General features: G+C 46.6%; 20 protein-coding genes. 9 read left to right on the top strand and 11 right to left on the bottom strand.

What is annotated here, in order from left to right:
• Positions 1-20 precede the first annotated feature (20 nt).
• Positions 21-947: an alpha-1,2-fucosyltransferase gene (locus tag HED22_RS07330; protein ID WP_167720689.1), complete on the bottom strand. Its 927-nt coding sequence runs from the start codon at positions 945-947 to the stop codon at positions 21-23.
• A 374-nt stretch (positions 948-1,321) separates the two neighbouring features.
• On the opposite strand from HED22_RS07330, the gene HED22_RS07325 reads away from it, so the two are divergent.
• The 8 genes from HED22_RS07325 to HED22_RS07290 all read left to right on the top strand — a co-directional run bounded on the left by HED22_RS07325 (position 1,322) and on the right by HED22_RS07290 (position 10,790).
• Positions 1,322-3,130: an ABC transporter ATP-binding protein gene (locus HED22_RS07325; RefSeq protein WP_167720687.1), complete on the top strand. Its 1,809-nt coding sequence runs from the start codon at positions 1,322-1,324 to the stop codon at positions 3,128-3,130.
• 39 nt (positions 3,131-3,169) lie between these two features.
• On the top strand, positions 3,170-4,177 hold the full coding sequence (locus tag HED22_RS07320; protein WP_167720685.1) for a hypothetical protein: 1,008 nt from the start codon (positions 3,170-3,172) through the stop codon (positions 4,175-4,177).
• Between the two features lie 154 nt (positions 4,178-4,331).
• Positions 4,332-5,447: a glycosyltransferase family 4 protein gene (locus HED22_RS07315; RefSeq protein ID WP_167720683.1), complete on the top strand. Its 1,116-nt coding sequence runs from the start codon at positions 4,332-4,334 to the stop codon at positions 5,445-5,447.
• Between the two features lie 2 nt (positions 5,448-5,449).
• Positions 5,450-6,481, top strand: coding sequence for a glycosyltransferase family 9 protein (locus HED22_RS07310; protein WP_167720681.1), 1,032 nt, complete (start codon positions 5,450-5,452; stop codon positions 6,479-6,481).
• Positions 6,478-7,554: a glycosyltransferase family 4 protein gene (locus tag HED22_RS07305; RefSeq protein WP_167720679.1), complete on the top strand. Its 1,077-nt coding sequence runs from the start codon at positions 6,478-6,480 to the stop codon at positions 7,552-7,554. Before HED22_RS07310 ends, HED22_RS07305 begins: the two co-directional genes overlap by 4 nt.
• A 161-nt stretch (positions 7,555-7,715) precedes the next feature.
• Positions 7,716-8,471 carry a bifunctional 2-polyprenyl-6-hydroxyphenol methylase/3-demethylubiquinol 3-O-methyltransferase UbiG gene (locus HED22_RS07300; RefSeq protein WP_167720677.1) on the top strand — a complete coding sequence of 252 codons (756 nt, stop codon included), beginning with the start codon at positions 7,716-7,718 and terminating at the stop codon, positions 8,469-8,471.
• A gap of 60 nt (positions 8,472-8,531) precedes the next feature.
• Positions 8,532-9,632 carry a glycosyltransferase family 4 protein gene (locus HED22_RS07295; RefSeq protein ID WP_167720675.1) on the top strand — a complete coding sequence of 367 codons (1,101 nt, stop codon included), beginning with the start codon at positions 8,532-8,534 and terminating at the stop codon, positions 9,630-9,632.
• A gap of 288 nt (positions 9,633-9,920) precedes the next feature.
• Positions 9,921-10,790, top strand: coding sequence for a glycosyltransferase family A protein (locus HED22_RS07290; protein ID WP_167720673.1), 870 nt, complete (start codon positions 9,921-9,923; stop codon positions 10,788-10,790).
• A 6-nt stretch (positions 10,791-10,796) separates the two neighbouring features.
• On the opposite strand, the gene HED22_RS07285 is transcribed toward HED22_RS07290, so the two are convergent.
• The 10 genes from HED22_RS07285 to hisH all read right to left on the bottom strand — a co-directional run bounded on the left by HED22_RS07285 (position 10,797) and on the right by hisH (position 21,539).
• On the bottom strand, positions 10,797-11,339 hold the full coding sequence (locus HED22_RS07285; protein WP_167720671.1) for a GNAT family N-acetyltransferase: 543 nt from the start codon (positions 11,337-11,339) through the stop codon (positions 10,797-10,799).
• Between the two features lie 4 nt (positions 11,340-11,343).
• The gene (locus HED22_RS07280) at positions 11,344-12,636 is read right to left on the bottom strand and encodes a DegT/DnrJ/EryC1/StrS aminotransferase family protein (protein ID WP_167720669.1); all 1,293 of its coding nucleotides are present in this window, start codon (positions 12,634-12,636) and stop codon (positions 11,344-11,346) included.
• Complete coding sequence (locus HED22_RS07275; protein ID WP_167720667.1) at positions 12,623-13,627, bottom strand: Gfo/Idh/MocA family protein; 1,005 nt, start codon at positions 13,625-13,627, stop codon at positions 12,623-12,625. The genes HED22_RS07280 and HED22_RS07275 overlap by 14 nt, the downstream gene beginning before the upstream one ends.
• A 39-nt stretch (positions 13,628-13,666) precedes the next feature.
• On the bottom strand, positions 13,667-14,368 hold the full coding sequence (gene pseF, locus HED22_RS07270; RefSeq protein ID WP_167720665.1) for a pseudaminic acid cytidylyltransferase: 702 nt from the start codon (positions 14,366-14,368) through the stop codon (positions 13,667-13,669).
• Between the two features lie 35 nt (positions 14,369-14,403).
• Positions 14,404-15,432, bottom strand: a complete 1,029-nt coding sequence (gene pseB / locus HED22_RS07265; protein ID WP_167720662.1) for a UDP-N-acetylglucosamine 4,6-dehydratase (inverting) — start codon at positions 15,430-15,432, stop codon at positions 14,404-14,406.
• A 171-nt stretch (positions 15,433-15,603) separates the two neighbouring features.
• Complete coding sequence (locus tag HED22_RS07260) at positions 15,604-17,253, bottom strand: hypothetical protein (RefSeq protein ID WP_167720660.1); 1,650 nt, start codon at positions 17,251-17,253, stop codon at positions 15,604-15,606.
• Positions 17,254-17,469: 216 nt separating this feature from the next.
• Entirely contained in the window at positions 17,470-18,591 is a 1,122-nt protein-coding gene (locus HED22_RS07255) for an N-acetyl sugar amidotransferase (RefSeq protein ID WP_167720658.1), read from the bottom strand.
• Positions 18,588-19,871: an N-acetyl sugar amidotransferase gene (locus HED22_RS07250; RefSeq protein WP_167720656.1), complete on the bottom strand. Its 1,284-nt coding sequence runs from the start codon at positions 19,869-19,871 to the stop codon at positions 18,588-18,590. Before HED22_RS07250 ends, HED22_RS07255 begins: the two co-directional genes overlap by 4 nt.
• A 137-nt stretch (positions 19,872-20,008) precedes the next feature.
• The gene (hisF, locus tag HED22_RS07245) at positions 20,009-20,854 is read right to left on the bottom strand and encodes an imidazole glycerol phosphate synthase subunit HisF (RefSeq protein ID WP_167720653.1); all 846 of its coding nucleotides are present in this window, start codon (positions 20,852-20,854) and stop codon (positions 20,009-20,011) included.
• Positions 20,855-20,864: 10 nt separating this feature from the next.
• Entirely contained in the window at positions 20,865-21,539 is a 675-nt protein-coding gene (hisH, locus tag HED22_RS07240; RefSeq protein ID WP_167720651.1) for an imidazole glycerol phosphate synthase subunit HisH, read from the bottom strand.
• Between the two features lie 339 nt (positions 21,540-21,878).
• Between hisH and HED22_RS07235 the strand changes: the two genes are divergently transcribed.
• Complete coding sequence (locus tag HED22_RS07235) at positions 21,879-22,865, top strand: radical SAM/SPASM domain-containing protein (RefSeq protein ID WP_167720649.1); 987 nt, start codon at positions 21,879-21,881, stop codon at positions 22,863-22,865.
• The last annotated feature ends 68 nt before the right edge of the window (positions 22,866-22,933 follow it).

Here is a 22,933-nt window from a genome sequence, read left to right as displayed (position 1 = left end):
CTTGATTGGTATTAAATTGCTCAGTAGTCCCAAGGGTAAGGGTGAGGTTGGAATTCTAGGTTATTGGTATCGGTTAGAACTTGTCTCGTAACCCCAATCCAATCCGCTTTACCTGCAAAAGCAGCCCATCTGGCATATGTACTTGTTGCTGCACAAACGATACGATCACAGTGCATTAGGCCTGTCAGATCATCTATTTCACTGCCATGATAAAACATATGGGGTATTTCTTCAAACGCTTGAGAAAGCTCTTTGAATTCTTCATTTGAATTGTAGGATTCATCAGAGAAAATCAAAAAGAACGGTTTTGTGTCTCCCCAGTCAATGCGCTCTTGGATAACTTTAACATACTCTTGCGGTGATAAGTAATACCGTCCGCCCTGTGCGTATTTGAAATCTGTTGAACGCATGTGGATCCCAACAACAATATCAAATTTATTGCGCTGCTCACTAATAATAGTTTTCCATTTCCTGCAGATGCTCTCTGGCGGGCGGAAATATTCTCGAATTGCGTCTTGGTGTTTAACAACCCAAGAGGGACACTTTAGTTTAAAGCCATTCAATATGACAACGTCTCGCCGCCGACAAAAATCGGCAAACTCTTTTGTGTCGAGCCGCATCTTTTCAGAATTGTCCGTACCTTTTTGCCAATATTGGCTCCAGATCGGTCCCGTTACTCCAGTCTTGCGAGGGCGCAAAACTCTAAGCTTTTCGATAAGCTTTTCCGAAAAAAGTAATCTGGCTAGGCACCCCCGAACTTCTTTTGCTTCTATTTGCTTGGGGTAGGTTGGCAAGGCAGGGTTTTCGATTGCCGGGAAGTGCTTTGCAACGTCACTCAAACCCCAGTCGACCACTGTTTCATTTAGTTCGATAGCCGCCGCAAAAACATGAGCACGGGAGTAAAGTCGATTGCCTAACCGACCATTTCGATTAATGTTGATCCACATTCCTTGCTCTATCGGATTTGTCGTTTTCTAAATCAGACATTGTTTCCAACATCCTGATATGTAGGCGATTACGTTACAAAATGCCAAGCTTAACCTTACCTTATATTACCTCACGAGATACGTCCAGACGACGTTATTGGGTTAAGAAGGAAGATTTGTTTAGCATTTCAGGATGAGGTAATCGTTCGCCGAGAAATAAGCAACGCTAGAATTATTATCCTATATGTTCTCTTTTGCATTTCCTATGTTTATAACTGCCCTGAGCTGATGATTAGGCTGAGTCAAAGTCGCCGAGACAGCAGATCTAGTTTGTTGTGACTTGGAAGTTAGATCGGATTTCCCGATAACGACAGTATTTTTAGGTGAGTATATTAATGGTTTCAAAAGTAATATCCAAATGCTGGGAGATATTTGACCGTAAAAAAAGAATGGAATCTATCGGTATATGCGTAATAATGATAGTTTCTGGAATACTGGAGTTTTTAGGTCTGGCGACAGTGGCCGTTTTTTTAGGTTATGTTCTTGACCCAAGCATGCTTCAAAAAAGCGAAAAGGTTCTTTTTGTTCTTGATGTTGTTAATATTCCATTGTCTAGTATTAATTACTACAGCTTGGGGGCTGTAACAATAATATTGTTAACTACAGGTGTGGTTTTTAATTTTGCTGTCCAAGTAGGTATTGTGGGATACGGAGCGAGCGTAACTCGAGACCTTACGCGCGCTGCGGTGAGGGCAACTCTCTCCGCACCTGTTTCTTGGCATTCAAAACAGAACTCCTCGGAGATTTCTCAGCGTCTTCTGCAAGATGCTTCGTCGATTGGGAATACCGTTTTTCCTGCGATATTGGAATTCGCGTACGCTTTGATCATGATTATCATCGCGACGATTGTGGTGTTGACCGTTTCGTCAGTTACCGGCTTGTTGGTGATTGCGGGTGTTGGCCTGTTGGCGGCTATTGCAGTCACAGTAATTCGCAACAAAATTCAATTATATTCGGGAAAATTCAGAACTGCGATCGAAGGTTCTAATCGCCTAGGGGTCGAAGCCTTCTTGGGGGCGAGAGAAATAAAGATAAAGACTCGCGAAGAATTTTACATTCAAAAGTACATGGATGTTTACTCTGCAGCGAACCAATCGAAAAAAAAAATCAACGTACTCTTCAGGATTGTACCGACGTTTTTTGTTCTATTTGGACAGTTGGGAATGATTTTGGTTGTGCTCAGTCTCTTTTGGACTGGAGTTCAGCGAGAAGATGTTTTGCAGCAAGTCGCTTTCTTGGCTGTAATTGTTTCCCGCCTGCTGCCTTCCTTGACACGCCTGACTGGTACCATAGGTAACATTGCGACGGGCAAGCCATTCCTCGATGGTTATCAAGCTCAAATGGCTGAACTTCGTCGTTTCGAATTACCCCCTCCCGCAGAAGGAGGTTTTTTACCCGATTTGTCAGATGGCTGGAAGAAACTCGAAGTATCAGGGGTGAGTTTTAGATACCAAGAAGATGGTAAGAATGTTCTTAACCAAGTCAGTCTAACGATTGAGAATGGAAAATCTTATGCTTTCGTCGGTCAGTCTGGTGCTGGAAAAAGTACGATTGTAGATATCATCATGGGACTGCAGGCTCCCACAAGCGGTTGCCTCAAGCTAGACGGAACCGATTTCAATCCGAACCACCCGGCATGGTATCGAAAGATCGGTTATGTCGCTCAGTTCCCGTTTCTTTCTGACGATACTATTCTCGCGAATGTTGCGTTCGGCTTAGAGGCAGAGGATATCAACCTTGAAAAGGTTCGTGCCTCGCTTGAGGCCGCCGGTCTCACTGAGTTTGTAAACGGTCACCCTGACGGCCTTCTGACCAGAGTAGGTGATAAGGGGGTAAGGTTCTCAGGCGGACAGCGCCAGAGGATCGCGATAGCGCGAGCACTGTACGACTCACCGGAGCTGCTTGTGTTTGACGAAGCTACAAGTGCTTTGGATGTGCTTACGGAAAGAGCAATTCAGGATACAATCAGGAGCCTGAAGGGCACTGTAACTTCGATTACGATCGCTCACAGGCTTTCAACAGTGGTGGAATGCGACGAACTCTTCCTTCTGAATGAGGGCCATCTGGTCGGCAAGGGAGATTTTAAATCGCTGCAGAAGGAGAGTGAGCTATTTCGTTCAATGGTGTCTGAATCGGCAGGGTAGACGTGGTAAGTTTGCCTGATCATTCTGTGGAGAATTTTTGTGACAGTTGAGCTCGTTTTTGCCAGTCGGGATCCAGGAAGTGCAAACATGTTGGTATCTCTGCTTTGGATTTTGGAGCAGACTGAGGATTTTATCGACAATGAGTTGGCAGGCATTGTTCGCGCTATAGAGTGTTATTCTTCGGGGGAACTGCGTCGATCAAAGAAAAGAATTCTCGCCTGGGGACCAGCGGAAAGGGTTTGGCGTCGCGAAAAGCTTGGACCTCTCAAGCCTGATTTTCTTGGAGCGGAAGCGTCTGAGCCGAAGTTGTCACCAGAGGAAATCTCGGAGATTTTTGACCGAGATGGCGACAAAGTGCTGATTACAGGGCTTGATGATGTTGACGGCGTTACAGTTCGTATTCTGTGGGAGGAAGCGCGCAAGCGCGGGATTCCTGTTGTCGCTTTGGCGGACAATGATAAGAACATTGCTGCACGACTGTTTGATAGCAAAAAGAATGTTTTTTTACCCGACAGGTTACTCGTTCCATCTCTAGCATGCATTGAGGATATTGAACGCAACGGCCTTGATAGCGGCTTTGCAGTGCTTTGTAGGAACTGCCATCTGTTCAGAATGGAAGTGTCGCCTGCAATTTTTAAGGATTGCAGGAAGACTTGGGGAGCGGTTTCAGATGAAACCGTGGTCTTGTTCGTCTCTTTGGTAGGGCGCGAGATGTCTGGGTTTGGACGGCCCGTCCTTTTTGACGAGGTTGTAATGCTGGAAAAAGTAGTGTCCGCCCTTGATTCCGGCCGGATTGAAGAGAATTCGGGGCCGAAAATTAAGAAGCCCAGGCTTGTAGTTCGCCCACACCCGCGAGAGAACACAGAGAAGTTTGATTGGCTAACGCAGCATCAGTGCTCTTTTCCCATTGTACTCAGCGATGCAGGAAGCCCGACCGACGCGATTATGTCTGCAGACATTGTTGTTGGAGTACCATGTGCTATGTTGGAGGAGGCACAAGTGAGAGGACAAACGGTTCATTTTCTGACCTCAAACGGTATTGACTAGATGTCTGTTTAGCATTTCCTTGTGTGTTGTTACGAGCGATAGGGCATCAGATTTGCATCAGCTTTTAAAGGCCACCTTTTTTAGTTTTCTCAATACCCAAACTTTATGAATTTTGGAAATCGATTGATCTTAAATGAGTAAGAAGTGTCGCGTTGTGATCGTTCTGCCGGGGGAAGCGCGTGAGTCCCGACTTTCTGGTGCAAGGTCGGGCAGAAACCCCAAGGAATTCTTTTATGGTGGTCTAGCACTTCAGGAACAGGGACATGAGGTGGTGTTTCTGAATGCTAGGCAGATGTCAAATAACATGGCCGGTCGTTTCAGACAGCATTGCGAACGTAAACTGAACGGGTTGACCCAAATCGGGGTTACCAGAAGTCAGGTAGAGTTAATGATCCCTCATCTTCATGACGTGGACGTTGTTTTCGGTTTCACTGACTCATTTAGTTTGTCTATGGGATGCTATAGGAGCTTACTGCCAAAACAACTTAAGGTCATTGGTGGTTTTCATGGATTGGCGGACTGGAGAAAGCGTGTGCGGCCGCCATTTCGAAGTGGCTTTGGCCAGTTGGTGCGCTCCAGCCTCCAGCGTCTTGATTATGCAATGACGTCTGGTGCCGCTGACCGCGAAGCTGCGACAAAAGAATACGCGCTGCCCGCAGGACTCCTTCAGAGCTACGATTTTGGGGTGGATCAAGACTTCTGGTCTCCTGGCGGAACTACGGCTCAGAAAAATGACAATACATTCTTTCTGGCAATCGGCTCAGATCCCCAGAGGGACTACAGTGTTATTGCCCGGGCGGTGCTATCAGTACAAGTAAAAGTCATTACAAATATTGACGAGCCAGGTCTTCAGCAAAATCCGAAGATTGAGCTTGTTCGTGGCAGCTTGGCGACGTCGCACCTCTCGGACGAAGATATCCGAGAACTCTACAGAGCATGTAGAGGTGTTATTGTACCAATAAAAGATGTTTGGCAACCGTCAGGGTGTTCGGTAACGCTACAAGCAATGTCTTGTGGGAAGCCGGTTATCATTACCGATTATAAGGGCTTGTTTGATCGCGAATTTTTACGTGACGGAGAAAACTGTGTGCTGGTGCCACCCAGAGATCCAATTGCACTTCAACAAGCTATTGACCGCTTGTCTCATGATGAAGCGTTCTATTCCGGAATAAGTGAGGGGGCCTTGAGGACTGCTCGGGAACATTTCGGAATAAGTCGACTGGAAAACACGATATCGACACTTGTTGATCGCATTGGAGTTAAAGACTAAGCATGGGACTGGGTGGAAACCTTATCTGGACGACGGTCTTTAATGCGCACAACAAGCGGTTTGGCACAGGAGATATCGCTGTAGCCTGCGATACTCCAATGCTTTCGGACGTCTTGGCAGGACGTTTGTGGCGCTTAGATCGCGATTACCGTGAAGACATTGTTTTCAAACATAATTCGAATATTGCACATGTGTCCAAGCGCAATAAATACAAAGTTCTTGAAGCCCTAGATATCGTCTTTGAAAAGTTAATTTCCATCGATCAATTACGAAGGCGTTGGGAAGCTTTTGTGTTCAGAATGTCTGAGGAAGGATGGCGACGGGGAAAGCATCCGCGCTTCATGCATATTGATATGAGGATCCATTCCTATGCAAAGGCGCAAACCGCAAGCAAGACAATATGGAAAGAAGGCGGATGTGCTGCGCATGTGATTGCGCGTAATTTTGGACTGGAAGTTTGCAAGCCGCGGAGCTTTATGAATTTCCTACCGTCTGAAGAAGACGAAATAATCCGATTGCTGGATGATTATAGTATTAGGTCTCCCTTCATCGTCGTCGAACCCGATACCAATCGGGACTGGTTCGGTGACCTACGAGCTTGGCCGGCTGAGCGCTGGCAAAAACTTGTAGACGATCTGGCAGAAACTTATCCTGACGTATCCATTGTTCAAACTGGCGTTTCAGGGGAAGTGTCGTTGTCGAACGTGGTCGATATGGTCGGCAAGACAGGTTTCCGGCAAGCATGTCTTATGATCAAGAAAGCTTCTCTGTTTATCGGCACAGAAGGTGGGTTAATGCACGCGGCAAGTGCCGTTGATGCACCTTCTGTGATACTTTGGGGTGGAATCACTCTCCCGGAGTTTGCAGGGTATCCGCACCAGCATAACGTCATTTGCCATTATGTGGATTGCGCGCCATGTGGAAATCTGGGTTGGTGCGACAATGGTCACAAGTGTATGAATTTAATCGAACCTGATGCGGTATATGAGGCAGCATCTGTATTACTTGAGTCGAAAACTGCAGGTGTGAAGTGAAAATTGCGATCGGTTACGAGGTGGTTGACGGTCCCTGGGGTGGGGGGAACGCCTTTGTAAAGGCTATGACTGCATGGCTGCAGGAGCGTGGCCACCAAGTCGTGAGTAACCTTCACGATGACAATATCGACATCATTATTATGATTGACCCGCGAAGTCATTTGCCTGGATATACGTATTCGGCGTTTGAAGTCCTGCGCTATCAGCTAAAGATAAACCCCAGGGTTGTTGTTGTTCATCGCATTAATGAATGTGATGAAAGGAAAAATACCAAATGGATGAATTTTTGGTTGCGTGCAGGAAACTACGTTGCGGATCACACATTGTTCATTGCCGATTGGCTGCGCGATTTAAAAGTTTGGTTCCCTAGCGACGGGCGGCCATCCGACACTGTGTTCAATGGCGGTGATCCAAAGACTTTTTATCCGCGCGATAACATGAACACGCAGCCTGCATTACCATTCAAGTTTGTGACCCATCATTGGGGTGGAAACTGGATGAAGGGTTTCGATGTTTATGAGAAAATAGACCAGATGCTTGATGATGCCGAATGGCGTGATCGCATCAATTTTACATATATCGGAAATCTTCCTACTGGATTTGAATTCAAGAATGTCAAAGTACGTGCTCCGTTATCCGGCGTTAGCTTGGGCGAAGAGCTCTCAAAATATGATGGATATATAACGGCTTCGATTTGTGAGCCCGGTGGAATGCACCACGTCGAAGCCGGATTGACGGGATTACCACTGCTGTACCGAAACAGTGGAGCCCTTCCTGAATACTGTCATGGCTTCGGACAGGTATTTAATGGTGTAGAAGATTTTGAGGCCGCGCTGAGAAGTTACCTTGCAAACTGGGACAAGTACAAGGAATCCATGAAAGATTATCCTTGGACTGCGCAGCGCATGTGCCAAGGGTATTTTGATGTTATTGAACGGCTATACGAAAAGAGATACAAAATCGCATCTGAGCGGCGGTCATTTAGAAAGCTGATTGTTTTGCTCACCGTTTTTGGTATGCACGTTTTTTCAAAGCTTTATGCTTTTCGGTTCAAGAGAGTGCAAAAGAGCTGAGCGCTGCCAATCAGGAAGATTAATTGCTTAGCCTTTGAATTCTGGTGTGAGTGATCCTTCGCTTCCAGATAGAATGTAAACGATAGCCGAGGATTTCGAATGTTGCGATCTTGTCGCACAACTTGGCATCTCGTGAATTTGTATGGAGATATGTGGTTCCAATGAGATCATTCCTTCTGGGGACAATTAAGTTTTTTTCCTATGTATTCTCAATTATTCCGGCAAAGTTTCGTAACAAGCTGATTTTTTCATTGTTGATGCTTGAATCCAGAATTGGAAGTCCTGCTGAATCCCTCAAAAGGCTATACTTGTTGCAGGACGATTTTCAACGTCTGTTGTCTGAACGGGCAATGGCGTACGAGGGTGGTGAACACCCCAAACACCGTTTGATGAAGTATCACGACTTCTTCGTTGAGAATATTGCCCCAAACAGTCGGGTGGTTGATATCGGTTGCGGATATGGTGCAGTCTCGCGCACAGTTGCCAAAAGTGTGTCCGGTTCGACAGTATTTGGCGTTGAAATCGATGAAGAGCGCTATGAGCAAGCGTGCGGTGCCGACAATCCAACTAATCTCAAATTCATTCTTGGTGATGCTTTTGAAGTCTTACCTGAAGGTGCTGCGGATACTGTTATTTTATCCAACGTGTTGGAGCATATTGAAAACAGGACGGACTTTTTGAAGCGATTGGTTTCTGTCTTGGTACCGACGAAAGTACTTATTCGGGTTCCTGCATTCGAACGGGAATGGCACGTCCCTCTGCGCAAGGAACTGGGTATCAACTATTACAATGACAGAACCCATTTCATCGAGCATACCTTAGATGAGTTTAAGGCAGAAATGCAGGCCGCAGACATCAAGATTGATGATTTGCAGACGGTTTGGGGCGAAATTTGGGCTGTTTGCAGGCCTGCTTGATTGAAGTTGGATCAACTCTCCAGGAGTGGAGAAAGCTATTTCTATCCAAAGGAACTGGATTTGAGTTCAAGTATTGATCCTTTACGCAAAAGAATCCTCAGGACAGGCTGGACGAGCTTGCAAACGCTACTAGCCATCCTTCCAGGCAAGAGTAAAACTATTGCTGTTTGGTACGGCGGGGCCATTGCTGGTGATGTTGGTGGGCCTCTGGTTAAAGTTAAGCGGCTTCAAAAATATTTCCCTGAGACGCGTATTGGCTATTCAATTGTATATGCGCTGTCAAATACACCATACCTCTCTTCTTTCGCTTTAAAAGTTTTGCGGAGGCGTGAAATACCAGTAGTGCTGAATCAGAACGGCGTTTACTACAGCGGTTGGTTCGATGGGGATTGGGAAGAAAAAAATCGACAAATGTCGCGTGCCTGGCATGCTGCCGATTATGTATTTTGCCAAAGTAAGTTTTGTCGAGAATGCGCGGAGCAATTTCTTGGAAAACGCTCGGGGCCAACAGAAATTCTGTTCAATGCTGTGGACATAGATCATTTCTCCCCGCTGTCTGAGGCGGAACTTCTCAGTCGCGACGGAACTCGACCGGTGCTTCTTCTTACAGGAAAAATTGACGACCACATGTTTTACCGTATTGAAGCAACGGTACGTGGTTTTCACAAAGCTTGTTTGGACGGTCTTGATGCTGATTTGCGTTTGTCTGGTTGGATGTCGGCGAACGCAACGGAAATGACGCTTGGTCTTGTCAGGCAACTTGGCATAGAAGACAGAGTAATCCTTACAGGGCGATATCGTCAGGAGGATGCGCCAGATATATATCGCGCAGGCGATATATATATTATGCTTAAGCACAATGACCCATGCCCAAACACGGTTATTGAAGCAATGGCTTGTGGTCTGCCGGTTCTCTATTCAGCCTCGGGAGGCGTGCCGGAGCTGGCGACTGGGATGGCTGGCAGAGCCCTTCCCGTTGAACAGGGGTTTGACAGTAATCACGTGCCGACTGTTCAGGACATTGCCGATGGGATGATTGATATTGTGCGGGACTTGCCTGAACGTCGCAGGGCGGCCCGCGAAAGGGCAGAGAACGCGTTTGATCTTCGAAAATGGATTGAGCGGCATCAGTTTGTGTTTAAATCTTTTTTCGAAAAATAGGGCACAGCCTCGAGAGGGTAAAAGGGATATCTCAAAAAAAGAGTAAATTCCTTAAACGACTCTTTCTTGGAGATTTGTGTGCCAGTGAGGTTCATTGCTCTGTTTGTGGACGGTATTATTGCTAAAGTCTTGTTTAAACCTATACAATCGCTGTTGCGCTTTCAGTTTGAGGAACAGTTTTGAGTTGTAAGATTGCTTGTCATCATGAAAAGTCGATTTGTATATTAACTGTATAAGATTGTTCACATAGATGCTTAGGGCTTTTGAATTAAACCTTGGGGCGGCTACATGACCGGTGAAGCAACGGTTTCCGTGATTATTCCCTGCTATAATGGGCATGCTTATCTGGATCAGGCAATCCAGTCCGCACTCAACCAGACTCATCCGCCAATAGAAGTTTTGATTGTTGATGACGGATCAGACAATCCTGAGACGATTGCGCATCTGGATGGTATCGCTCTTGATGTTCGGGTTATCCGTCAAAAAAATAAAGGGTTGCCCGGGGCACGTAATACCGGCTTTCGTGAAGCTAAAGGCGAGTATGTCCTGCCATTGGATTGTGATGATTGGCTCGATCCGGAATTTATCGAGAAAACGCTTCATATTATCGAAAACAATGAGAATATTGATTTTGCGTTTTCATGGCTATCTTTGGAAGCGGAATCGCAGGGCGTGCTACCGAAACATTATAATTTTTTCGAGCAGCTCTTTTTAAACCAGTTGCCATATTGCCTATTACAACCAAAGCGCCTTTGGCAGGAGGTGGGGGGGTACGATGAAAACATGAAGCATGGTTACGAAGACTGGGAATGGAATATTAGGCTTGGAAAATCAGGATACTTCGGTGGAGCCGTTTTCGAGCCTTTGTTCCACTATCGCGTTCAATCTAATGCGATGTTGGCCAGTATTTCTCGCCAAAAGCATGTCGACCTGTGGATGTTTATTCGACAGAAGCATCCAGAGCTTTATTCTCTAAGGTCTCTCAAGAGGACGTGGTTACAATGGCGCAGTGCCAAATCCACAAGAAGCCTATGGCTGTATTTTGGATGGGAAGCCTTGTATCGGGTCTTTCCGCAGCAGATTTTTCGCAAAGTCGTTTCCGTTCTCTTTGCGAAATCGCATTCTTCAAAATTCAAGAAAGTCGAATTAGAACATTGATTGGGCTCAAAGAAAGGCCGAAAACTTCGCAAAGTAAAGCATGTCGTAAGGCTTATCTTCAACCAACTCCTGTTCTTTTCGGATTGCTTCTAACTCCATTCCGGAGTTTTCTGCTACGCGAATCATCGGCTTGTTACATGACAGGGTGCCAGCAGTGATCTTACGGATGGATTTATCTCGAAACAGGAAATCCATCATTGCGCACCAAGCGTCAACACCCAACCCTTTTCCTTTAGCGGATGGCGAGCCGATCAGGATGCCCAAGTCGGCCGTTCGATGATGTAGTGCCAAATGTGCGGAGATGGTTCCAACAAGCTGATTTGACTCTTTTAAGTAGATTCCCATGAACAGGCTTGGTGAACGTTCAAAGGAGCGAATGTAATCTTCGCAGGAGGCACGCGAGTGCTCATGAAATCTCTGATTGCTAAAAGCCATAAGAGATTTGTTGTTTAACCATTCGAGATATTCACCGCATATGTCTGAATAGGTGAACGTCTTCAAATAAGTAGCTTTGCCAAGAATATTAATGGCTTCAGTCGGCTTGGACATCCAGTTAGTCTACCTGCCGCAGTAAATGCAGGTTTCGCCAAACTTTATGAAAGGCTCCTACCATCGCATCAACTTCCGCATCGGTCATTTTGTGCATACACATCTGGAAGCCTAGGTAGGTTCTGTCCTGCAGATCCTCGGCAACCGGACAAATCCCCTTCGAGTAATTTACTTCTCTGCGGCAGATGTCGGAGTTCCAAGGGAAACCGGATTTTCCGTAGGCGATTTTTTGCTGGTACATTGGAAGCAGATGGATGTTGGCATATGAGGTGCCCAAGCCAGGAACACCTTCGCCAACAAGTGCTTTGTGTATCTTGTCACGGGAAACACCTGTTAGCTCAGGATCCACTTTCATAAAGTACATGTAATAAGAATGATTACAGCCCGGCGCGACAAACGGTGTCTCCAAACCCACAAGACCTTCAAGACCTTTGGTTAACCTCTCCGCTGCCCCACGTCTGGTCGCAACAAGGCGATCCAGTTTTTTCAGTTGTTCGATCCCGATTGCACTTTCAATTTCGCCAAGTCGGAAATTGAAGCCAATAATGTTGTTAATCTGCGACAGGCCGATGTCATGCGCAACATGTTCTCCGTGGTTTCTGATCAACCTTACCCGCTCGGCAAGTTTGTTGTCGTTTGTCACGACAACGCCACCCTCTCCAGTATGGATATGTTTATGGTAGTTTAGGCTGTATCCACCGAGATCGGTGAGAGTACCGGCAAACTTGTCGTGATATGTTGCACCCGGCGCCTGAGCGGTATCCGAAATAACCTTCAGGCCGTGCTTTCTAGCTATTGCATTGATAGCGTCAGTATTTGCTGGATGGCCACCGATATCCACACTCATGATTGCTCTGGTATGGGGCGTAATATTGTCCTCCACCGACTTGGGGTCGAGGCAAAAAGTTTGAGGATCGATATCAGCGAAAACCGGGATAGCGTTCCATACCAATATCGCAGTGGCGCTAGCGCACATTGTCCAAGGTGTAACGATGATCTCATCACCCGGCTCAATGTCAAGGGCACCAACAGAAGCGATAAGGCCCGATGTCCACGAGTTTACTGAGATGGCGTGTTCTACATCGAAGTATTCAGACATAGCCTGTTCGAATTGGCGGACCTTTGGGCCGCCAAGAAAGTCGTTACCTGCTCGCCCAATGAACTGAGACAGTACTCCACTTTCGACAACAGCTGCCGCAGCTGCCACTTCTTGCGAACCAATTGGATTGTAAAGAGCAAACGGTTTGGCTATGGCTTTTTCGCCGCCAAGAATTGCCAATTTATCAGCTGTGCTCATGATGGTCGTCCTCATTGGTAAGTGTCTCTATCTGGGTGATGACAGCTTGTGTGCTTAAAGCAGTTCGTCCAGAACAGATTGTTGCCGGCTTCCCGTCCAGGGCATTCAATAACTGTTCAACGACGTTTAGCTGAATGCGATCATAGTCTGGAGAAATATCTCTCTCCCTCGAACTTAATCTGACATAACCGGGGAAGCGTGTATCCTCTTCGGCGGACTGCCATATAACCTTCATTCCACTGTTATCGTATCTTAGCCGACCGCCGGATGCTATAATCTCAATCGAGTTGTGAAAGTAATCTTCAGACTTGCAAGGAAGAAATACTACTTTTCCTGAGCCAAATCTGAGCTCGAATTCGGGCTCAAGGTCATCAGGCTTCAATCTTCGTCCTGATGATATGATTTTAATGCTAGTGACGTCTCCAAATAAGTCCTGAAGAAGGTTTACGAAATGTACTCCATTGGCTTTCAAGCCTTTGGAATACCACGCCACCCCACTAAAACAAGGAGACTTGAAATTGTCCTGAATAATCTGGCGCACTTTTGCAGTACTCGGGTCGCACACACGAAAGAAATTCACAAATAGCTGCGCATTATATGTGTTGCATACCTCTAGTATTCGTTGTGCATCAGGATAGTTGTATGCAAGAGGCTTTTCGCAAAGGACGGCTTTCGGTCGCCAGTATCTAAAAACTTTCTCAATAGAATCCAGATGAAAATCTGTTGGTGAAGAGATCACCACTACATCCGGTTCTAAATTGCTTTCGGCATCATCTAGGCTCGCAAAGGCTATTCTGCTGTAGGCCTTAGTAAAGGTAGCTCTGGCTTCATCGTTTGGGTCAATACCGGCTACGAGATCAAATCGCGCATGCTTAGAAAAGGCTTTTGCGTGAGTAAGGTACTTCTTTCCAGTCAAATCACCAATGTCATAGAACACCCCAACATTGCCGAGGCCGATTAAAACTACGGAATAGGTTTCATTGTTTGCCATATGATGTTTCTTGCGGGAAATAATAGATAATCCTTGGCTTCAGCAGAGCAGTCCTTGGCGTTTCAATATTTCCATCATCATTTCTGCTCTCGTCCAGTCTTCTTCGGTGTCGATATCTTGCACCCGCCAGCGCGGTATGTTCACAGTTGTCGCCCAACGGTCAAAGAAGCGTTTGTTCTCCAGCCAAGCCTGAGGCCGTCCAAAATAGAACTGTCCAGCGTCGTGAAAGGCCTCAGGCAGATCCTGAGAGCGAGTAGAGAAGTATTCAGGATAAAACATCTCGACAGAATTGTCGGGATTCTGTTTGAAGCTCCTGAATATCGGATACTCGAAGGTTGCTGCGGAAAAAACATAAGACCATTTCCCGGTTTCAAGTTTTTGAAGTCCCGCCCGGAGGTCGCTCGCCTGGATGAACGGAGCCGTTGCATAGATACAACATGCCGATTCTATGTCATAGCCACTATCTATGGCCCACTGGATAGCATGAGCTATAACTTCGACTGTGCCAGCGTAATCATTCGATAGTTCAGCTGGTCGAACAAACGGGCATTCTATACCCGAAGATTTTGCGATTTCTGCAATTTCGTGGTCATCAGTGGAAACAATGATCTTATCGAACACACCGCTTTTGAGTGCTGCATCTATCGAGTATTCAATCATCGGCTTGTTACCAAACAATTTGATGTTTTTTCTTGGTATACGTTTGCTGCCACCGCGTGCCGGGATGATCGCCAGTCTCATAATTTTGCTTAATACCCCCTAAACAAACGACTACCTTAGCAGCTTTTCAGTAGCTTTTCTAAGCCTGCTGAGTCGAGCCATTCACTGTTGTTGTTGCTTGTGTAGTGGAAGCCGTCAGTCACTGCGGCTGCTGTGCTGTCGGCATAGCAATTAGGATTCCAAAACGCCAGCTCCGGCTTTATCAAATATCTGTCGTCCAGTTCCAACATGTTGCGCGAGTCATCTTCGGTACTCATTGCTTCATGAAGCTTTTCTCCTGGACGAATACCAATAACTTTGATGGGTAAATCAGGAGCAAGGTGCTTGGCGAGATCAATTACGGCCATGCTCGGAATTTTGGGAATGAAGATTTCGCCACCTTTCATCAAGGCAGAAGACGAAAGAACAAACTGGACACCTTGCGTGAGCGTTATCCAGAAACGCGTCATGCGTTCATCGGTTATCGGAAGATGGTCTGTGCCACTTTCAAGAAGCCGTTTGAAAAATGGCAGAACACTTCCGTTCGAGCCAATAACGTTACCGTAACGAACAACAGCAAACCGTGTTCCGATCTCTCCACTCAGACTGTTTGCAGCGACAAAAATCTTGTCTGAAGCAAGTTTGCTCGCGCCATACAGGTTTAGTGGGCTGCATGCCTTGTCGGTTGAAAGTGCAATGACACGCTTTACGCTATTTGCGAGAGCTGCCGAGACCACGTTTTCGGCGCCGTGAACATTGGTTCGGATACATTCGAACGGATTGTACTCGGCTGCTGGGACATGTTTCATGGCAGCTGCGTGAACAACATAGTCGACAGCCCGCATAGCCATCTCCAATCGGCTGTAGTCTCGGACGTCACCGATGAAATATCTCATGCAGGGATATTTTTTGACACTGAACTCCTGCTCCATGTCGAAGTGCTTTTGTTCATCGCGTGAGAAGACAATCAGGCGCTTCGGTTTGAAGTTGTTCAGCACGTGACGAACAAAGGCGCGCCCAAACGACCCTGTCCCCCCTGTCACCAGAATTGATTGACCGGTCAGATCAATCATCGGGGAATCAAAAGTGCGAATTGGTGCTGCCATCTAATCTGCTCCAGGTCGAATGTTTTGGCTTCTTGCGTCCAAATTGGATGCACGATCTTTAACGTTCTAAGTCATATTGATAGACAAGTGATGAATGGGCAGAAAGCGCATATTGGTTCACTCGTCAAGCCATCATGTCTGCAAGAAACTGCGTGCAGCAGTTAGACAAACCTATAGCTGTATGTTGCCAAGCTGAAATTCTGTCGCAGTGAGCGTCTTGTATACATGATACCTAGTGTGATCGCTCACATACCAGCTACGAAGAAATTCGGCCTCTTTTTGAATCGTTGCTTCGTTATTTTGAAGGAAGGACGAAACTGTTTCGAAAATCTTTTGACCCATTGAGTCGTCGCAATAAATGCAGCCTTTCTGCCAAGCAGGTAAACAGAAATACCAACCAATGAACTCTTGAGCACGGCGGGTCATCGCTTCCTCTTCAAAAAGGCTCCACCATTCTGAAGCTAACAGTTGGCAATAGTCGTCACGATCTTTTGCAATGACACCAAATTTAAGATGGCCATACCATCCTTTCTCTGCCAGCAACACTGGCTTACCTTGGGCCGCGAATTCAAATCCAATTGAGCCAGTACAGGAAATGGCGGCATCAATGGCTTCCATTAATGATCTTCCATTCCAGTCTTGGCCGGCCATTGCAATATGATCAGACGGCTGTTCACCAACAATAGTTGATAGCGCGTCTTTTGGGTCAATTCCATAAAGTCGGTCGATCGGGTGAGCTTTGAAGAGCCAATTGACGTTCTTATTCTGTCTGGCCTGATTGAGAGTTACTTCAATCCAGTCGCGAAAATCGAGAAATGAATCTAGTCCTAGGTATCGAGGAAAATCAAACCAGTTTTGAGCGTATACCGCGACAATTGGTTTCTCTGGAGACCAGTTGAAGGCCTCTAGAATTTCTTCACGCGATATGTTCCGGTTATTCGCCTGAAAGCTGAATTTCCCGCCGATATCATTGGTTTGGCCCTTTAAGCGGTTGGCGAGATGTTCTCGACCACATTTTGCTAGTTCAAGGCGGATTGGATCAGGACGACTTCTAACTTCTTCCGGGGTTGGTATGCAGACCCCGTCTGTGAGCTGAGAAGGGTCTTTGATTCGAACGAACCGTGCAGAACCAAAGTCCCCATAAAGGCAAACCGTCTCTATATTCCGCTGGAGCGCAAACCAGACAAGGCTGCCATAGAAAACACCGATCATATGGCTGGTTAATAGGAGGTCTGCCTTCGTTTCTTGAATGATATATCGACTTGTTTCAATATCTTCCAAGCCTCTTTTTACAAAGCTTACAATGTTTGGCAGATCAAGGGTGATCGTGGGGACCCGCATCCACTTGAGCAGGCTGTCATACAGAAGTGTGCCGGGAACACCGCCCGGAAGATCCCACGAAAGAATATCAGATCCGCTTTTACTATTTCTGATGAGTTCTGCTGCCAGAGGAGTCAGATCCGGAAGGGACTTTCTAATTCCTTCGGTATCGAACTTGATCGGTATCTCGTTGGCTTCGAAGGAAATTTTTACGCTGCTACGAGAATACTTTCCTATTATTCCCTCTTTGGGGCAGTCTGCGGTTCCAAGCGCAAGGTCCATCAATGATCGACGGAGCCAGTAATTGGGGTTGTCCCAAGTGCCATCCACTAAGATACGACTTGCCAGCGGCAGTACGTCTGCTTCAGAGTTCAATTCGTCGAAAAAGCGCTTTGTTGTTTTCTCAAACTCGGTTTTTTCTTTTAGAAGTCGGTGCTTCTGAATTGGCAATAGCGCCATTTTCAAACCGCTTCTCATTTTTTTTGATAACAGCGAAAGCATTTAGGAAACTCTACCGGTCGGATGTTTGGGTTATCGTAAGGCCATTGGGCGCGATTCAGCCAGTGCCGAAAGTGCAGAGCGTCGATTTGATCTGGCATACTGAATATTCTTCGGCAAAGAACACAACGTGGCTCTGTTTGCCAACGAGACATCTAATATGAAAAGATTTCTTTAAATGATCACATTCCGGATGATATCTTAACTTTATTGTACACGTCATGAAATTGGGTTCTTGAGAGTCCATCTGCCTGTAGAATCTTTAGTCCAGATATCTTTGTTTCTAAATCTCTCGCAGATATCGTCAAATTCCTCGCGGCTTATTTCTATATAGTTGCAAAACGCTTCAATGTATTTGTCCGCGCAAACACCATCGTAACGTCTTACAAGCTCCACACCGTGCTCTCTGGAGATGATGCCGGCTCTTATGTCATGGCTTGCCTGCTGTGCGGTAAATCCGAAGCCAAATTTAAGATATTTCATGTATTGGTTGACGAAGATGAAATCCTCATCAAGTGACACGAAGTTATGAGTACATCCGGTCATGCTCGGATCTGCTTCGTCTCCCGTGCGAACATGCATACCATGTTTGACTGCTAAAGCGTGGTTTCCGTAGGCATCCCAGTCCCTGATGTAATAACCAAGGTATATGAACTTTAAACCCTTTTGGTCCATCTGCTCAATGGTTGGCATCTTGTAGAAGAACAACTCTCCTTCTTCGAAACCAGCATTCAAGTAGGGAGAGATATCGCCGCCTGAAAGCGTGTTAAGAGAGGCAATGCTTCTTGCATCACCATTGTCAGACCCACAACCGCTGCCTACGGTAACCAGCGGGTTCTCGCCGCCGCACGCAAGAGGAATGCCATGAGTTAGCGCCAACCTCGGCATGCTCGAAATCAAAAAGTACTCAGTCGCTTTCGTCCAACTGCAGAATTCGCGGAACGCATGCCGGGTTACTTGTTTGCAGGTTTCGGGGGCCACGTTGATTGTTTCAAGATCAAAGCCTTGCTCTACAATGTTAGACAGGTTGTGTGCGCCCAAATCAGTCATCTGTTGTGGAACATAGGTTGCGCATACGAGCAATGGATTAAGTCCAATTTCTCGCGCAAAAAGGGCAAGGCGCAAACTATCCTTCCCGCCAGATACACCGAGTACGCAGTCGTATTTGCCTTGGGAGTTTTGTTTCGCCCAGGCCACTATGTCCTTAAGTTCCTTTTCGCGCTCATCCCAATTCGCAGGCTTGATATTCAAGGCGTACTGGCAGGGAGTGCAGATTCCGTCTTCGTTAAATACTTGGCCCGGTCTTGTATCAGGCTCGACGCAGTTTTTGCACCACCTCATGCCTCAGCTCCACTTTTGTCAAACACCGGAGGACTTGAGGGCTTTTGCCCTTCAACATATCCTTTGCCAATAAGAACATAAGTGTTTTTGTCCTCACCTGGCGCCCGCGACGGGGTAACTCGATAATCCACGTCGTAACTGCAGGAGAAGCTGTTATCGTTTCCATCCACGATCGGTGCATGCTTCAGATGCCACTTGGACCCCACTTTCTCCCATGCTCTAGGGTCTCGGTGCTGGTCTATGTAGCTCCAGAGTTCGCCTGATGAAATACCTTGCCACTCCAGGAACAGATCTTCATCTTTCGTGTCACGGTGTTGGTGCTTTTCCACCAGTTCAAGAGCCTGTTTACGATCCATCCTTTTCAAGCGGATCTCGCGGCAAGCTTGGTCGGTAACTTTTCCGTATCCCAGTTTTGCGAATTTGATTCTGTCATGCAGGCCGTTGTAGTGGTGGCAATTCACATCATGGTAGTTGTCGAACACGCGGACTTGGGGGGTTGTCTCGTAATTGTATGTATCGATCATCAACTCATGTTGCTTTTTGGAATCCCAACGGATGTAATTATTCAGATAAATACCGCGTACCCCGACGTTGGCGATATCGATGCTATCAGGGTAAAGAAACGAATCAAGGTTATGTTGATCGAGTTCAGGATATTTCTGTACCAGGTCTTCTAACTCAAATCCCATCAAGTCATGATCTTTGCGATAGCGTCGGGTCATCTCCACTTCTTCTGTGTGAGAAAACATCCCAACCTGATCGATTCCTTGATGCGCACCCCATATGATAAGTGGAATTCGGTAATTTATTGCTGACTGAACTGGAAAAGCCGTGTGTCCAGCAAGAATGTGCCAGTATATACTTCCGAAAGCTTCAAGCGAGGCAAGATTGAGCGCTCTCAAGGTGTTTGGATTGACCGTCTTTTGGATCATATCGCAATTAAACGCTATCCGCATATAAGCAAGATTTCGGATCCCAAGCGCCGTATTCCAGTGCTTGTTATAGCTTACCAGCAATGGATTAAGCCCAAGCAGGTTTTTCACAACATGAACGGTGAAATAGCTATCTCTTCCGCCGTCGACAGGGACGATACAGTCGTGCCTCTTTTGATCAGGAGACTTAAACTCTTTTACGATCGCCCTAAGTTTTTCAGAGCGCTCATTCCAGTCTAGGCAGTCTTTTTCTTCATGGATTCTGCAACCACTACAAACACCTTCTTCATCAAAAGTAAGGTGAAGAGGATGATTGGATGGATACAGACAACGAGTGCAAAACTGCATTTTATATTCCACATCTTGACCGATAGGTAGAAAGCCGAACTGGTTTGCTAAGTCTAAGCTATCTTAGCATTTCCACTACGTCAAAGATCCCGGCAATTGGCTTCCCAATTTGGCCTGAAAGCTTTTATAACAGTAGCTTACTGGTCGAGCGGTTCGTACATTTGAGAGAGGAGTAGTTGTTCCGGCGTCCGCTTTAATCGTCCATCGGGAGTGTGGCTCACATTTTGATATTCCAAACCAGATTTTTGCCGTATTGGGAGGCCTTTCGCACCCAAGTGATGCTTCAGCACGGCAATACTATGCTCGAAATGTTGAAAATAGTTGCCAGCAGCTGCCGCTACGTTTGGTTCGCTGAGGATTTCTTCAAAATGTGATGGCGCTCCGGCACCGCCCAAAGCTATGAGGGGAACGTTTACAGACCTGTTCACTTTTGAGATCAAATCAAGAGCATACCCTTCCAGTGAGCCGTCTTGATCTACGGAGTTCAAAAGAATCTCCCCGGCACCTAACTCCTCTGCAAGTTTGGCAGCAGTGATAATGTCTCGGCCCTCATCGTCCGCATACAAAGAGTAACCATCGGGGGTTCTTAAGGCATCAAGTGATGCAATGATACATTGTGCCCCGTAGTTCTCCGAAGCTTCCCGCAACAGGGCTGGTTTTCTGATGAAAGCCGTGTTTATCGCTATTTTGTCAGCTCCGGCCTCCACGGTGTCGTGGACCTCCTGCATCGTCGATATTCCGCCGCCAACCATCAAGGGGACGCGCGATTTCGACGCAACCTTTGACACCATATCAAGGTTGGGCCCTGCCCGGTTTTTCGAGGCTGAGATATCAAGGAGTGCTATTTCATCCGCACCCCAGGCATCAAGATATTCTGCACAAATAACGGGAGACCCAATCGGCGTATATCGCTTAAAGCCATAGCTTTGAACAGCGATATTGTCTTTGACAAGGATCGTGCCGATAAGTCTTTTTCGAAGCATGTTTGTTCTCTTAATTCGGGTATTCTGCTTTTCGCACAAAAGACAAAAAATTTGCAAGCAAGAGATGTCCCAGCTTGCCGCTGATTTCGGGGTGAAACTGCACACCCATAATGTTCTCAAACTCGACTGCTGCTATAAATCGTTGTCCATAGTCACAGGTGGCTGCGCTCAGTTCAGGACCCGCTTTGAAAACCGCAAAGCTATGGTCAAAATAGAAGCATGCCTCTTCTGACATAGTACAAAATAATGAGGACGCCTGCGGAGGGGAGACATCATTCCATCCGACGTGTGGAACGCGCAGTTGGAGTTCCGGGTCAAATTGGGTTGGATCAAAAGCCTTGACACTTCCCGAAAGGATGCCGAGGCCGGGATGCCATCCAAATTCTTCGGAGCCATCGAACAACACCTGCATACCCAAGCAAATTCCAAGAAAGGGAATTTTCTTCTCAACAGCTGCGGTTTTGATTGTTTCCGCTAGTCCAAGTATTGAAATTTTTTCCATCGCCGAAGCAAAAGCACCAACGCCGGGAAAGATAATTGCACCAGCGTTCAGAATCTCCTCCGGCAGTCTGGAGATTTTTGGTTGAACGCCAACACGCACAAGAGCGTTTTTGATTGAGTTGAGGTTGCCCAAGCCACAGTCGACCACCACAACTGGACCATCCTTTTTTGCAGGCGCTTTCATAATTAATATCTTTGTTTATCTTGAGTTGTTCCGGTTTCGAATCTCTATAGTGCAAGAGCTTCAGTTAAACCTAATGAGGATATCTGATGATACCTTGACCTAACTAATAGGAAAAACGCTGGCGGCATTCCAGACAATAAATTTGTTTCGGGTGTTTTACGACCGTGAGCTTGGCCTCACCGCGAGACTAGGACCGATTGCGCTGGCTGATATGGCTCGACCTGATGTACGACTTGTGGTTATAGTGTGTAATCATTCTTGATTAAACTGGTTTCGCCCATGGAGCGGCGCGTCCGGTAATTTAGAAAAAGTCTAAAAAACACCCGAACGGAGATCGCAATGCTAGCTGTTAACCCCGATGACAACAGCAAATTTATAATCGCTTCGCGTGAGCTTACGGTGGAGAATACCACGTTTTGCGGCGCGAAATGTGTTATGTGTCCGAGGGATGAGTACAGTCGCCGTTGGAGCCACATGTCAAACGAGATGTTTGAAAATGTAATGGACCAGGCGGCCGAACTGGGCATTACCTCTCTTGATCTTTGTGGATTTGGCGACCCTTTCATGGATCCGCAGTATGAAACAAAGCTCCGGTACTCGAAAGCAAAGTACCCTCACATCAGGACATATACCAGTACGACTGGCCACCTGCTGACCCCGAATAAGCTGCCTTGGATTTGTGAGCTCTTTGACACCATAAAAATTAGCCTTTACGGCAACAGTGCAGAGAGTTACGAAGCAATCCATAAAGGAGTGCTGAAGTTTGATAAAATTATCGAAAACATCGATGCGCTTCTTGCCTTGCCGAAGGGGCAGCGCCCTCATGTGATACTGACCTACCTCATCTTTCCTGAGAATGAGCACGAAATGGACGACTGGATTGCCCGTTGGAAGGGTCGTGCCGACGAAGTTCTAGTTTGGCGTCCCCATAACTATGGTGGATCTCCCATGGCTGATGAGCTTGCGTATGACACTAAAGAACGTCAGGAAGAGCAGTACCGTTCTTGTGGCCGCCCGGTGAAGGGAAATCCGTTCGTTCGCACCAACGGCGATGTTTCTGTTTGCTGTTATGACTTCAATGAAAAACTTACAGTCGGAAATTTTGCAAAGACCTCATTGTTGGAAGTGCTGCAAGGTCAACAGCTTGCAGAAATCCGAGACATCCATGAACGCTTAGCGTTTAAGGGATGTGGTAAGCTTTGCGAAGGCTGTGATCAGATTTATGATCGTCAAGATGCATTGGTCTACACAGATAATCCGAGCAGACGCTCCGACCAACCGACCTCTCATCCGGACCAAATTGTCAGATTGACTGAAGTCGCTTAGGCTACTATCAATCATATTGATAATTACTCTCAGCAGCGTGCGGTTTGAAGCCGTGCGCTGCTGATTTG

This window comes from Thalassospira sp. HF15 (assembly GCF_011806525.1).
GTDB lineage: Bacteria > Pseudomonadota > Alphaproteobacteria > Rhodospirillales > Thalassospiraceae > Thalassospira.
This window is presented reverse-complemented; position numbering and strand designations above follow the sequence as displayed.